The organism is Comamonas sp. C11, from assembly GCF_024496285.1.
In the GTDB taxonomy this organism is placed as follows: Bacteria; Pseudomonadota; Gammaproteobacteria; order Burkholderiales; family Burkholderiaceae_C; genus Comamonas; species Comamonas testosteroni_F.
The window spans coordinates 1359282-1372099 of sequence record NZ_CP101743.1 but is presented as its reverse complement, the minus strand read 5'-3'; the positions used below and the strand labels follow the sequence as shown (position 1 = coordinate 1372099).

Genomic DNA, 12818 nt, shown 5'->3' with positions numbered 1-12818 from the left:
GTCGTTCAATTCCCACTGGGGTAACTAGGTTACTAGCCCAATGCCCACAAATATGCTTGCTATTTGTCGCCCTTAAAAACCCAGGGCGACAAAGATTGGCCATACCGCTATTGATTCAGAAGCTATCTGCGCTTTACCCATATTAGTTTCATATTTTTTTATTTTTGAAGCACATAGCTAGGGTGCGATAGCAGCTATCAAAATATTTGGCCATCGACGTAGAAGTCCGTGTCCAAGAAACCGGCTGCGCTGCTCTTGAGTTCTTGCATGAAAACGCATGGAATAAAACCCCGTGCAGAACTGTTTACTGCAGGTCAACCACAAGGAGAGACCTTATGTTTCGCATCGCTTCTCTGACGCTAGTTTCCGCTGCCCTGCTGGCAGCCTGCTCGAGCGGCCCGGCCGCCCCGGCCAAGTCTCCAGCCACCACCCTCAATGGTGTACTGGTAGGACCGACCCAGATGACGCTCTACGTCTTTGACAAGGATGCCGCAGGCTCCGGCAAAAGCGTCTGCAACGGCGGCTGCGCCACCAACTGGCCGCCTTTGATGGCCCCCGCGAATGCGGCGCCTATCGGCGACTGGGGCGTGGTGATGCGCGACGACGGCAGCAAGCAATGGGCTTACAAAGGCCGCCCCCTCTATCACTGGGCCAAGGATGCCAAGCCCGGCGACAAGACGGGTGACGGCTTCCTCAACAATAGCTGGCATGTCGCCAAGCCTTGAGTGAAGGTCGACGCCGCCCTGGTCCATATTCCCCGCCTACGCCGCTATGCGCGTGCGCTGGCGGGCGATGCCGCGCTGGCAGACGATCTGGTGCAGGACACCCTGGAGCGCGCCTGCCAGAAATGGGCCCTGTGGCAGCCCCCGGCTGCGGCCTCGGCCGAGCAGGTGCAAAAGGCCTTGCTCAGCTGGCTGCTGACCTTGATGCACAACCTCTATGCCAATCAGTGGCAGCAGTCCTCGCGGCATCGCATGGTGGCGCTTGACCAGGCCCTGGACACGCCCCACGACCCCATGCCCAGACTGACGCTGCAGTTGGATCTGGAGCGGGCCCTGTCCCATCTCACGCCGCAGGCCCGCGAGGTATTGCTGCTGATCGGCATGGAGCAGTTCAGCTATGGCGAAGCCGCGCAGATGCTGGGCGTTCCTGTGGGAACGGTGATGTCGCGCCTCTCGCGCGCCCGCGAGCAACTCAGGCGCCTCATGGAAGGAGAAAGACCCGCGACGACCGTGTTGAGGGCTGTCAAATGAAGGAAAGTGCAATGACACCCCAGCGCCCCGACGAAGCCACGCTGCATGCCTGGGTGGATGGAGAGTTGCAGCCCGATGCTGCTGCGGCCGTAGCGCAATGGCTGGCCGAACACCCCGAAGAAGCAGCGCGCATGGCCGCCATTCAGGCCCAGAACGCGGGCCTTCAGGCTCTGCACGTGCAATTGCTCGAAGAGCCGGTTCCACCCCAGCTCATGCTATCCCTGCAAAAGCCGGCGCTGCAATGGCGCTGGCAACATGCGCTGGCCGCAGGCATCATGCTCAGCGTGGGCCTGGGTCTGGGCTATGGTGCGGGCCGGCAAAAATCCGGATTGCTGCCAGCCGACACGGCCGTGCAGTTGCCAGGCTTTGTCCGCGAGGCGGCGGCGGCCCATGCCGTCTATGTGCCCGAGCAGCGCCACCCCGTCGAGGTAGCTGCGCAGCAGCAGGCGCATCTGGTGCAGTGGCTGTCCAAGCGGCTGGGCGTTGCGCTCAAGCCACCGGTGCTGGAAGCCCAGGGCTTTCATCTCATGGGCGGGCGGCTGCTGCCCGGAGAGACCGGTCAGGCCCGCGCCCAGTTCATGTACGAGGATCAGGCCGGCCAACGCGTCACTCTGTATGTCTCGGTGCTCAAACCCGGGACTGCTGCCACCTCCGCCCCCGCCTCGTTTCAATGGAGCAGCGACGGTGCAAGCCATGGTTTCTACTGGATCGACGGCCGGCAAGGCTATGCCTTGAGTGCCTCCCTGCCACGCGAGCGCCTGCAGACTCTGGCCAACGCGGTCTATCAGCAGCTGAACTGAAGCCGCAGATCGCTCACACCCTGAAGAGGAGTGACCCGAGGCAGGATTTGTTATTGCAGGCTGCCGCTGCCGCCTTCGCCACTGGCCGACTCGGGCAAGGCCAGGGGCAGGACGCCAATGCCCTCTTCCAGCAACTCCATGGCCTCCCGGGCACTGGTCTGACCCCGAATGGCGCGTTCCTCGGTTTCACCATAGTGAATGCGACGCGCCTCTTCGGCAAATTTTTTGCCGACGTCCTCGGTATTCTGCGCGACCTGGCGCGACCACTGCATCCAGGCGGCATGAACGGATTGAAGATGTGCCCGCGCCTCGGCACTGATCTCGGGTACGGCGACGGGAAACTCCGGCGCTGCGACAGGCGTTGGTTTCGCAGCCTGGGCAGCTTTGGGCGGCTGTGCGCCCAGATTGAGACGGGGAGCACTCAAGCGCTTGGTCACATCACTGTCGCCGCAAACAGGACACTCCACCAGCTTGCGCTGCAGCTGATTCTGAAAATCATCTTCCGAAGCAAACCAGCCTTCAAAGACATGGCCTGCAGGGCAGTGAAGATCAAGCACTTTCATGGCGCCACTCAACCCTTGCGGTGAACCAGATAGCGATAAACGAAGCCGGGAAATGCCAGCGTCAAAAACAGCGTAGCAGTAATGGCATAAAACTCCCAGCCTTGGGGAGATATCTGACCGGCGCGACGCTCCAGCAACAGACCAAGACCGCCCACCAGCAAGTACAGGGCAATCATTTCCAGCAGACGCACCCACAGCGGCTTGCGACCGGCCATGACGGGGCCGACGATGCCCAGACGCTGGTTGATAAAAGGCAAATTGGCTGCCACAAGGGCAGCCAAGATGATGAGCCAGATAGAGGCGGTTATAGACACAAAGCCATTCCTAGAAAAAGCGATGAGGGCATCAAGCCCTCATCACGTTCGTCTTATCAGGAAGCCAGGGCACGCACAACGGCGTCAGCGCACAAGGCCATCAGACCGCCGGGCAGGATACCCAGCAGCAGAACCAGCGCACCGTTGATAGTCAGCATAACGCGCACATCCAGAGGAGCAGACACGCTGGTGGCAGTGATTGGAGCATCAAAGTACATGACCTTGACCACACGCAGGTAATAGAAGGCACCGATCAGCGACATGATCACGGCAAACACGGCCAGACCGATGTACAGGCTGCTGCCCGAAGCGACCAGGGCCTGCAGCACGGACAGCTTTGCGTAGAAGCCGACCAGCGGAGGAATACCAGCCATGGAGAACAGGCAGATCGCCATCACGCCGGCATACAGCGGGCTGCGCTGGTTCAGGCCGGCCAGATCAGCGATCTCTTCGCTTTCAAAGCCTTCACGGGCCAGCAGCAGGATCACGCCGAAGGAAGCCAGGGCCGTCAGCACATAGGTCACGATGTAGAACATCGCCGAGCTGTAGGCGTTTTCGACGGTGGCAGGATCGACCTTGCCGTCCACCACACCCGACATCAGACCCAGCAGCACAAAGCCCATCTGGGAAATAGTCGAGTAAGCCAGCATGCGCTTGAGGTTGGTCTGCTGCAGACCGGCCAGGTTACCGATGAGCAGCGAGCAGACGGCCAGAACCATCAGCATCTGCTGCCAATCGATGGCCAGCGGCAGCAGGCCGTCCACCAGCAGGCGGATGGTCATGGCAAAGGCAGCCAGCTTGGGCGCGCCACCGATCAGGGCGGTGATGGCGGTAGGTGCACCCTGGTAAACGTCGGGCACCCACATGTGGAAGGGAACCACACCCAGCTTGAAGGCCAGACCAGCGACCACGAAGACCAGACCGAAGACCAGCACCTGGTGCTTGATTTCACCGGAATTGATGGCCTTGAAGACCTGTCCGATATCCAGCGAACCCGTGGCGCCGTAGAGCATGGACATGCCGTACAGCAGGAAACCGGAAGCCATGGCACCCAGAACGAAGTACTTCATGGCGGCTTCGACGGACACGGTGTGGTCGCGGCGCAGAGCCACCAGCGCATAGCTGGACAGTGTCAGCAACTCCAGGCCCAGATACAGGACCAGGAAATTGTTGCCACTGATCATGATGAACATGCCCAGCAGGGCCAGCATGGACAGTGTGAAGAACTCACCGCCACGCAGCATGTCGCGCTCGGCCGCATAAGGGCGGCCGTAGACCATGGTGATCATCACGGCGATAGTGGCAAAGCACTTGAGCCAGTTGCCCATGGCGTCCGAGACAACCATGTTGCCCCAGCCGTAGAAGGTATTGCCGCTCGCGGCGTACATGCCCTGCATCACCGCCACGACAAGCAGGGTGAGCATGGTCAGAACATAGGTGCCGGTGCGACGGGCGCTCTTGACGCCCAGGTCCACCAAGGCAATGACGCAGGCCATGACCAGGAGAGTGATCTCCGGGTAGATCGCCAGCCAGCTGATGTTGTCAATCATCTCGTGTCTCTCGTTTCAGTCTGGTCAGTTGAGCTTGCTCACAGCCACATGCTTGATGAGCTCTGCCACAGACACATCCATCACATCGGTGAAGGGCTTGGGATACAGACCCATGACCAGCACGGCCGCGGCCAGCAGGCCCAGCACCAGGAATTCGCGGCAGTTGATGTCCTTGAGTTCAGCCACATGGTCGTTGGCCACGGCACCCAGGTACACGCGCTTGTACATCCACAGGGTGTAGGCAGCGCCGAAGATCAGAGCGGTTGCAGCGCCCAGACCAATCCAGAAGTTGTATTGCACGGCACCCAGGATCACCATCCACTCGCCCACAAAACCGGCGGTTGCAGGAAGACCGCAGTTGGCCATGGCAAACAGCAGGGCAAAGGCAGCGAACTTGGGCATGGTGTTGACCACACCCCCGTAAGCGGCGATTTCGCGCGAGTGAACGCGGTCGTACAGCACGCCGATGCACAGGAACATGGCGCCGGACACGAAACCGTGGGCAATCATCTGCACCAGGCCACCGGAGATGCCCAGGTTGTTGAACATGAAGAAGCCCAGGGTCACAAAGCCCATGTGAGCCACGGACGAATAAGCAACCAGCTTCTTCATGTCCTTCTGCACCAGAGCAACCACACCCACATAGATCACGGCAATCAGCGACAGCGTGATCATCAGGCCCGACCACTCATGCGCCGCATCGGGAGCAATGGGCAGGGAGAAGCGCAGGAAACCATAGGCACCCAGCTTCAGCATGATGGCGGCCAGCACGGCGGAGCCGCCTGTAGGGGCTTCAACGTGAACGTCGGGCAGCCAGGTGTGGACCGGGAACATGGGCACCTTCACCGCAAAAGCGGCGAAGAAGGCGAAGAAGATCAGCGTCTGTGCGGTACCGGACAGGGGCAGCTTGTGCCAGTCCAGGATCTCGAAGCTGCCGCCCGACTGGGTGTACAGATAGATCAGAGCGACCAGCGTGAGCAGCGAGCCCATCAAGGTGTACAGGAAGAACTTGAAGGCCGCGTAGATCTTGTTCGGACCACCCCAGATACCGATGATCAGATACATCGGGATCAGAGTCGCTTCGAAGAACACGTAGAACAGCATGCCGTCCAGAGACGCGAACACACCGATCATCAGACCCGACAGGATCAGGAAAGCGGCCATGTACTGGTTGACGCGCTCGGTGATGCTGGTCCAGGAGGCGATCACCACGATGACGGTGATGAAGGCCGTCAGCGGCACAAACCACATGGAGATGCCATCCACGCCCAGGTGGTAGTGGATGTTGAAGCGCTCGATCCAGAGCGCGTTCTCCACAAACTGCATATTGGCAGTCGTGGTGTCGAAGCCGGTGACCAGAGGAATGGTCACCGCAAAACCGATCAGCGCACCGATCAGTGCCAGCCAGCGCACCGCGTTGGCCTGCCCTTCTTTGCTGAAGGCCAGCAGGAGGGCGCCAAAAACAATCGGCACCCAGATAGAAAGACTCAACAAACCCATTTTTGTTCTTCCCCTACTACTTGTTGAGCCACACGAAGTACGTCATGAGGGCAACGATACCCAGCAGCATGACCAACGCGTAGTGATAGAGATAGCCTGTTTGCAGGCCGCGCACCCACTGACCGAACTTGGCCATGAGCTTCCAGGAGCCGTTCACGATGGCGCCATCGATGATGGCCTGATCGCCGGCCTTCCAGAAGAAGGTACCGAAGGCACGGGAGCCGCGGGCGAAGATGTTCTCGTACACCCAGTCCACGCCGTACTTGCCTTCCAGAACCTGGTAGAGACCAATCTTCTTGGAGAAAGCCATGATGGCGGCAGGAATCTCGGGCTTGACCATGTAGAACACATAGGACACCACCACACCGGCCAGAGCCAGCCAGAACGGTGCAGCCGTGAAGCCGTGCAGCGCCATGGGCACCCAGCCGTGGATCTGCTCGGCCAGTTCGGCCATGGCGCCATGCTTGGAGCCATCGACGTGGATCACGCCCTTGAAGAAGTCGCCAAACAGCATGGGCATCAATGCAATCGCACCAATCACCACCGAAGGAATGGCCAGCAGCACCAGAGGACCGGTCACCACCAGAGGCGACTCGTGGGGCTTGGCATCATGGCCATGGCCGTGGTCGTCATGGCCGTGGTGGTCATCATGGTGGGCATCGGGGTTCTGGTCGTAGCGTTCCTTGCCGTGGAAGACGATGAAGTACAGACGGAAGGAGTAGAAAGCCGTGATGAACACACCAGCCAGCACTGCAAAATTGGCAAAGCCGGCAGCAGGCAGGTTGGAAGCATGAACCGCCTCGATGATGGCATCCTTGGAGTAGAAGCCCGAGAAGAACGGCGTGCCGATCAGTGCGAGATTACCCAGCAGGAAGGTGATCCAGGTGATGGGCATGTACTTGCGCACGCCGCCCATCCAGCGGATGTCCTGATTGTGGTGCATGCCCATGATGACGGAGCCGGCACCGAGGAACAGCAGAGCCTTGAAGAAGGCGTGGGTCATCAGGTGGAACACGGACACCGAGTAGGCCGACACACCCAGAGCGATGGTCATGTAGCCCAGCTGGGACAGCGTGGAGTACGCAATCACGCGCTTGATGTCGTTCTGGATGATGCCCAGGATACCCATGAACAGCGCTGTGATGGAGCCGATCACAAGGATGAAGTTCAGCGCAACATCCGACAGCTCATACAGAGGGGACATGCGCGACACCATGAAGATACCAGCCGTCACCATGGTCGCCGCGTGAATCAGCGCGGAGATAGGTGTGGGGCCTTCCATGGAGTCCGGCAGCCAGGCGTGCAGCGGGAACTGGGCCGACTTGCCCATCGCGCCGATGAACAGGCAGATGGCAGTCACGGTCACCAGCAGCCAGCCCGTACCGGGCAGCTGGGTGTTCTGGATCTCGGGCAGCTTGGCGAAGATTTCAGAGTAGTTCAGCGTGCCGGTGTAGGCAGCGATCAAGCCGATACCCAGAATGAAGCCGAAGTCACCCACGCGGTTGACCAGGAAGGCCTTCAGGTTCGCGAAGATGGCCGTGGGCTTCTTGTAGTAAAAGCCGATCAGCAGATAGGACACCAGACCCACGGCTTCCCAGCCGAAGAACAGCTGCAGCAGGTTGTTGCTCATCACGAGCATCAACATGGAGAAGGTGAACAGCGAGATATAGGAGAAGAAACGGTTGTAGCCGTCATCCTCTTCCATGTAGCCCATGGTGTAGATGTGAACCATCAGCGACACAAAGGTCACCACGCACATCATCATGGCCGTGATGGAGTCGATCAGGAAACCGACTTCCATCTTCAGGCCACCGACAACCATCCAGGTGTAGATGGTTTCGTTGAACTTTGCGCCGTCGAACACGACAGCCTGGAACGTGAGAGCCGACAGAACGAAGGCCAGGAGCACGCTCAGAATCGTCAGGGAACTGCTGCCGGTGCGACCAATCTTGTTGCCGCCAAAGGCCGTGCCCCAGATACCCGCGAGTGCGGAGCCGACCAGCGGTGCCAACGGCACCGCAAGCAGCATGGATGCAGAAAGGGTTTGACTCATTTCTTGAGAACCTTGCAAGTTACGGCGGACTCAACCCTTGAGGGCGTTGAGATCTTCCGCATCGATGCTTGTCTTGTTACGGAACAACAGCACCAAGATCGCCAGACCGATGGCCGATTCAGCAGCAGCCACTGTCAGGATGAAAAACACGAACACCTGGCCGTGCATGTCGCCCAGATAGCTGGAAAACGCGACAAAGTTCATGTTCACGGCCAGCAGCATCAGCTCGATGGCCATGAGCAAGACGATCAGGTTCTTGCGGTTCAGAAAGATGCCAACCACGGAGAGTGCAAACAGCATGGCACCCAGCGTCAGGAAGTGGCCCAAAGTCAGCGTCATGCTTTTGTCTCCACAGCAGGCGCTGCAGCCGCGGCTTCAGCGTCAGGTTTTTGTGCAGGCTTGGTGCTGTCGACCTTGACCAGCTTGATGCGGTCAGAGGCACGTACACGAATTTGATCTGCAGGGTTCATGGCCTTGCTGTCCTTGCGCTTGCGCAGCGTCAGGGCAATTGCGGCAATCATGGCCACCAGCAGGATCACGGCCGCGATTTCCACGGGATACAGGTATTCCGTGTACAGCAGCTTGCCCAGAGCCTGTGTGTTCGAGTAAGGAACGGTCTGGCCGGCGGCATTGACCATGGTCGCACCAACCGCCTTGGCGTCTTCAACGTCGCCGAAGCCGCCCATCAGCACCATGCCCATTTCAAAGGCGATCAGCACACCGATCAGGGCGGCGAACGGGAAATGCTTCCAGAAGCCGCGGCGCATGGAGTCGATACGGATATCGAGCATCATCACCACGAACAGGAACAGCACCATCACGGCGCCCAGATAGACCAGCACCAGAGCGATGCCGAGGAATTCAGCCTTGAGCAGCAGCCAGATGGCTGCCGCTTGCGAGAAGGCCAGAATCAGATTGAGCACGGCGTGCACAGGGTTGCGAGCCGTGACAACCCGGAAGGCTGCAAACAGCAGCACGACCGAGAACAGATAGAAAAAACCAGTTTTGGCGTCCATGGATCGAATCTTTTCAAGTGATCAAGGAGCCGCTTCAGCGGTACTTGGCATCTGCTGCCTTGTTGGCAGCGATCTCGGCTTCATAACGGTCACCCACTGCCAGGAGCATGTCCTTGGTGAAGTAGAGATCACCGCGCTTTTCGCCGTGGTATTCGAAGATGTGCGTCTCCACGATGGAATCCACCGGGCAGCTTTCTTCGCAGAAGCCGCAGAAGATGCACTTGGTCAGATCGATGTCGTAGCGCGTGGTACGGCGCGAGCCGTCGTCACGCACATCGGACTCGATGGTGATGGCCATGGCAGGGCACACGGCTTCGCAAAGCTTGCAGGCAATGCAGCGCTCTTCGCCGTTTTCATAACGGCGCAGGGCGTGCAGACCACGGAAGCGCGGCGATTGAGGTGTTTTTTCCTCAGGAAACTGCACCGTGATCTTGCGACGGAAGGTGTAGCGACCAGTCAGGGCCATGCCCTTGGCCAGTTCCCAGAGCATGAAGCTCTTGAGGAAATCCTTGAAGGAGAAAGGTGTTGCAGCTACTGCAGACATACGTACTCCGCTTATTTCCAGATGTTCCAGGGCGAGTACAGCCAAGCACCCACAACCACCAGCCACACCAGGGTGACGGGAATGAAGATCTTCCAACCCAGACGCATGATCTGGTCATAACGGAAGCGCGGGAAGGTAGCGCGAATCCAGATGAAGCACGACACCACCAGGAAGGTCTTGATCGCCAGCCAGATCCAACCGGGGATGAAGCCCAGGAAGTCGAACGGAGGCAACCAGCCGCCCAGGAACATGATCACGGCCAGGATGGAGACCAGCCACATGCTCGCGTATTCGGCCAGGAAGAAGACCGCAAAGCCCATGCCCGAGTACTCGACCATGTGACCGGCCACGATTTCGGCTTCGCCTTCAACCACGTCAAACGGATGACGGTTGGTTTCGGCAACGACCGAGATCAGGTAGACGATGAAGATGGGCAGCAGCGGCAGCCAGTTCCAGGACAGGATGCTCATGCCCATGGACGCGAACTGACCCTGACCCTGGCTCATCACGATGGCCGACAGATTCATGCTGCCCGTGACCATGATGACCACCAGGAAACAGAAGCCCAGCGCGATTTCGTAGCTCACCATCTGAGCCGAGGCACGCAGCGCGCCCAGGAAGGCGTACTTGGAGTTGGAAGCCCAGCCCGCAATGATCACGCCATAGACTTCGATGGAAGTGATGGCCATCAGCAGCAGCAGGCCCGCGTTCACGTTGGCCAGGGCCACATCGGGAGCAAAGGGAATCACCACCCAGGCCGCCAGGGCCGGCATGATGGCCATGACCGGGCCCACATAGAACAGGCCCTTGGCAGCTGCCGTGGGCTGAATCAGTTCCTTGGTCAGCAGCTTCAGGCCGTCAGCCAGAGGCTGCAGCAGACCCGAAGGACCCACGCGGTTGGGGCCCAGACGGATTTGCATGAAACCCAGCAGCTTGCGTTCCCACAGCGTGAGGTAGGCCACGGCACCCATCAGGGGAGCCACGATGGCCACGATGCCGAGCAGAATCCAGATGACGGGCCAGGCCACATCGGTCCAGAAAGGAGCGGCGGACAGGCCCGCGCCCCAGGCTTTCAATGCGTCGATCATGCGGCGCCTCCCTCACGAACCTGACGAGCGTCAGCCGTCAATTGCAGCGACGTAGCGCGGCGCACGATGCTGTCGAGCTGGTAAATGCTGGCGACTGCAGGCGCAGTCACATTGCCGGCGGGCACTGCGCTCACGGCCTGGGCCGCATTGCTCAGCACATTGGCGGGCACTTGGGCAGCGCCGCCAGTGGCCTCAGCCAGCACGTCCTGCGACGTTTCGTAGTCCACGCCCGGCACACCCATCAGGTTGGCCAGCACGCGCAACACCTTCCATGCGGGACGCGTGTCGGCCAGAGGCTTGACCACGGCGTGGAAGCTCTGCAGACGGCCTTCGGCGTTGACGAAGCTGCCCGAGGTTTCCGTGAACGGAGCAATGGGCAGCAGCACATCGCTGAATTCGAGGTTGGCCTTGAAGGGGCTCAGAGTCACCACCATCTCGGCCTTGTTCAGACCGGCGATGGCGGCCTTGCCGGCAGCGCTGTCGAACTCGGGCTCGTTGTTCAGCAAGATGGCAGCCTTCAGGCCACCGCCGATCATCTGAGCCGCATTCAGACCATTGCCAGCAGGCACGGCCTTGACCCATTGTGCGCCCACGGTGTTGGCGGCTTCGGTCAGATAGCCCACGGCAGCGCCGGTCTGTTGTGCAATCCAGTTGGCCAGGGCCAGCAGTGCGGAAGCCTGGGCATGGTGTGCTGCGGCATTGCCCAGCAGCACGGCCTTTTGCTCACCGGCCAGCAGTGCAGCAGCAATCGCCTTGGCTTCGTCGTGAGCCTGACCGGCCACGGGAGCCGTCACGCCCTTGGCCTCGGCCACGGCAGCGGCCACATCGGCCAGAGCCTGAGCCCAGTCGCCGGCAGCGACCACCGATGCGTTGACGGGCAAGGCCCAGTCATAGACGCGATCGTTGATGGCGAAGACTTTGCAGCCCTTCTTGGCAGCCTGGCGAATGCGCTGTGCGAACAGCGGATGATCCTTGCGCAGGTTGGAGCCCACGATCAGAGCCGACTGCAGATTGCTCAATGCAGCGATGGGCAGACCCAGCCACTGCACGCCTTGCGTAACAGCGAACTCGGCATTGCGCAGACGGTAGTCGATGTTCTCGCTACCGATGCCACGCACCAGCTTGCCGGCCAGGAACAGTTCCTCCACCGTGCTGTGAGGGCTGACCAGAGCACCAATGGCGCTGGCGCCATGGTTGCTCTTGATCTGCTGCAGGCCGTTGGCCACATATTCCAGAGCGGTCTGCCAGTCGACTTCCTTCCACTCGCCACCCTGCTTGAGCATGGGCTTGGTGAGGCGTTCGTCGCTGTTCAGCGCTTCGTAGGAGAAGCGGTCACGGTCGGCAATCCAGCATTCGTTGACTTCTTCGTTCTCGAAGGGCACGACGCGCATGACCTTGTGGTTCTTGACCTGAACGATCAGGTTGGAGCCTGTGGAGTCGTGCGGAGCCACCGACTTGCGGCGCGACAGTTCCCAGGTACGGGCGCTGTAGCGGAAGGGCTTGCTGGTCAACGCGCCCACGGGGCAGATGTCGATCATATTGCCCGACAGCTCGGAGTCCACGCTATCGCCCACCACGGTGGTGATCTCGGAGTGCTCGCCGCGGTGAATCATGCCCAGTTCCATGACGCCGGCCACTTCCTGGCCAAAGCGCACGCAACGTGTGCAGTGAATGCAGCGGCTCATTTCCTCCATGGAAATCAGCGGCCCCACGTTCTTGTGGAACACCACGCGCTTTTCCTCCTCGTAGCGCGAAGAGCTGCTGCCATAACCCACTGCCAAGTCCTGGAGCTGGCATTCGCCGCCCTGGTCGCAGATGGGGCAGTCCAGGGGGTGATTGATGAGCAGAAACTCCATCACCGACTGTTGTGCCTTGATGGCCTTCTCGCTCTTGGTGCGCACGATCATGCCTTGCGTCACGGGCGTGGCGCAGGCGGGCATGGGCTTGGGAGCCTTTTCCACATCCACAAGGCACATGCGGCAGTTGGCCGCAATGGATAGCTTCTTGTGGTAGCAGAAGTGAGGAATGTAGGTGCCGGCCTTCTCGGCTGCATGCATGACCATGCTGCCTTCCGTCACCTCGACCTTTTTTCCGTCCAGTTCAATTTCAACCATATGCTTGTCTCGCGATCAGGCGC

At 60.0% G+C, this 12818-nt stretch carries 13 protein-coding genes; 3 read left to right on the top strand and 10 right to left on the bottom strand.

Translation table 11 applies throughout. From position 1 onward, the window contains the following. Positions 1–335: 335 nt before the first annotated feature. Genes NOX35_RS06315 through NOX35_RS06305 form a run of 3 tightly spaced genes read left to right on the top strand, consistent with a single transcriptional unit; the run spans position 336 to position 2053 of the window. Positions 336–725: a hypothetical protein gene (locus NOX35_RS06315; RefSeq protein WP_182286038.1), complete on the top strand. Its 390-nt coding sequence runs from the start codon at positions 336–338 to the stop codon at positions 723–725. Next, positions 726–1253, top strand: a complete 528-nt coding sequence (locus tag NOX35_RS06310; RefSeq protein ID WP_256496115.1) for an RNA polymerase sigma factor — start codon at positions 726–728, stop codon at positions 1251–1253. It begins immediately after the preceding gene. 11 nt (positions 1254–1264) lie between these two features. Further along, entirely contained in the window at positions 1265–2053 is a 789-nt protein-coding gene (locus NOX35_RS06305; protein WP_256496113.1) for an anti-sigma factor, read from the top strand. 50 nt (positions 2054–2103) lie between these two features. Here NOX35_RS06305 and NOX35_RS06300 read toward each other — a convergent pair whose 3' ends face one another. The 10 genes from NOX35_RS06300 to nuoG are packed head-to-tail and all read right to left on the bottom strand — an operon-like array spanning position 2104 to position 12795. Beyond that, a complete protein-coding gene (locus tag NOX35_RS06300; protein WP_182286035.1) occupies positions 2104–2616 on the bottom strand; it encodes a DUF1178 family protein in 513 nt (170 codons plus the stop codon). Positions 2617–2624: 8 nt separating this feature from the next. Next, positions 2625–2930, bottom strand: coding sequence for a DUF2818 family protein (locus NOX35_RS06295; RefSeq protein WP_003057814.1), 306 nt, complete (start codon positions 2928–2930; stop codon positions 2625–2627). Between the two features lie 56 nt (positions 2931–2986). Next, positions 2987–4480, bottom strand: coding sequence for an NADH-quinone oxidoreductase subunit NuoN (nuoN, locus tag NOX35_RS06290; protein WP_182286034.1), 1494 nt, complete (start codon positions 4478–4480; stop codon positions 2987–2989). A gap of 24 nt (positions 4481–4504) precedes the next feature. Further along, positions 4505–5980 (bottom strand): NADH-quinone oxidoreductase subunit M, encoded by a 1476-nt coding sequence (locus NOX35_RS06285; RefSeq protein WP_256496111.1) that lies wholly within the window; start codon positions 5978–5980, stop codon positions 4505–4507. A 16-nt stretch (positions 5981–5996) separates the two neighbouring features. After that, positions 5997–8033, bottom strand: a complete 2037-nt coding sequence (gene nuoL / locus NOX35_RS06280; RefSeq protein ID WP_182286032.1) for an NADH-quinone oxidoreductase subunit L — start codon at positions 8031–8033, stop codon at positions 5997–5999. 30 nt (positions 8034–8063) lie between these two features. Then, on the bottom strand, positions 8064–8372 hold the full coding sequence (gene nuoK, locus NOX35_RS06275) for an NADH-quinone oxidoreductase subunit NuoK (RefSeq protein ID WP_003057821.1): 309 nt from the start codon (positions 8370–8372) through the stop codon (positions 8064–8066). Further along, complete coding sequence (locus NOX35_RS06270; RefSeq protein ID WP_003076492.1) at positions 8369–9049, bottom strand: NADH-quinone oxidoreductase subunit J; 681 nt, start codon at positions 9047–9049, stop codon at positions 8369–8371. Before NOX35_RS06270 ends, nuoK begins: the two co-directional genes overlap by 4 nt. A gap of 34 nt (positions 9050–9083) precedes the next feature. Further along, positions 9084–9593 carry an NADH-quinone oxidoreductase subunit NuoI gene (gene nuoI, locus NOX35_RS06265; protein WP_003057824.1) on the bottom strand — a complete coding sequence of 170 codons (510 nt, stop codon included), beginning with the start codon at positions 9591–9593 and terminating at the stop codon, positions 9084–9086. An 11-nt stretch (positions 9594–9604) separates the two neighbouring features. Then, positions 9605–10681, bottom strand: coding sequence for an NADH-quinone oxidoreductase subunit NuoH (gene nuoH / locus NOX35_RS06260; protein WP_003057825.1), 1077 nt, complete (start codon positions 10679–10681; stop codon positions 9605–9607). After that, entirely contained in the window at positions 10678–12795 is a 2118-nt protein-coding gene (nuoG, locus tag NOX35_RS06255; protein WP_182286031.1) for an NADH-quinone oxidoreductase subunit NuoG, read from the bottom strand. Before nuoG ends, nuoH begins: the two co-directional genes overlap by 4 nt. Positions 12796–12818: the final 23 nt, after the last annotated feature.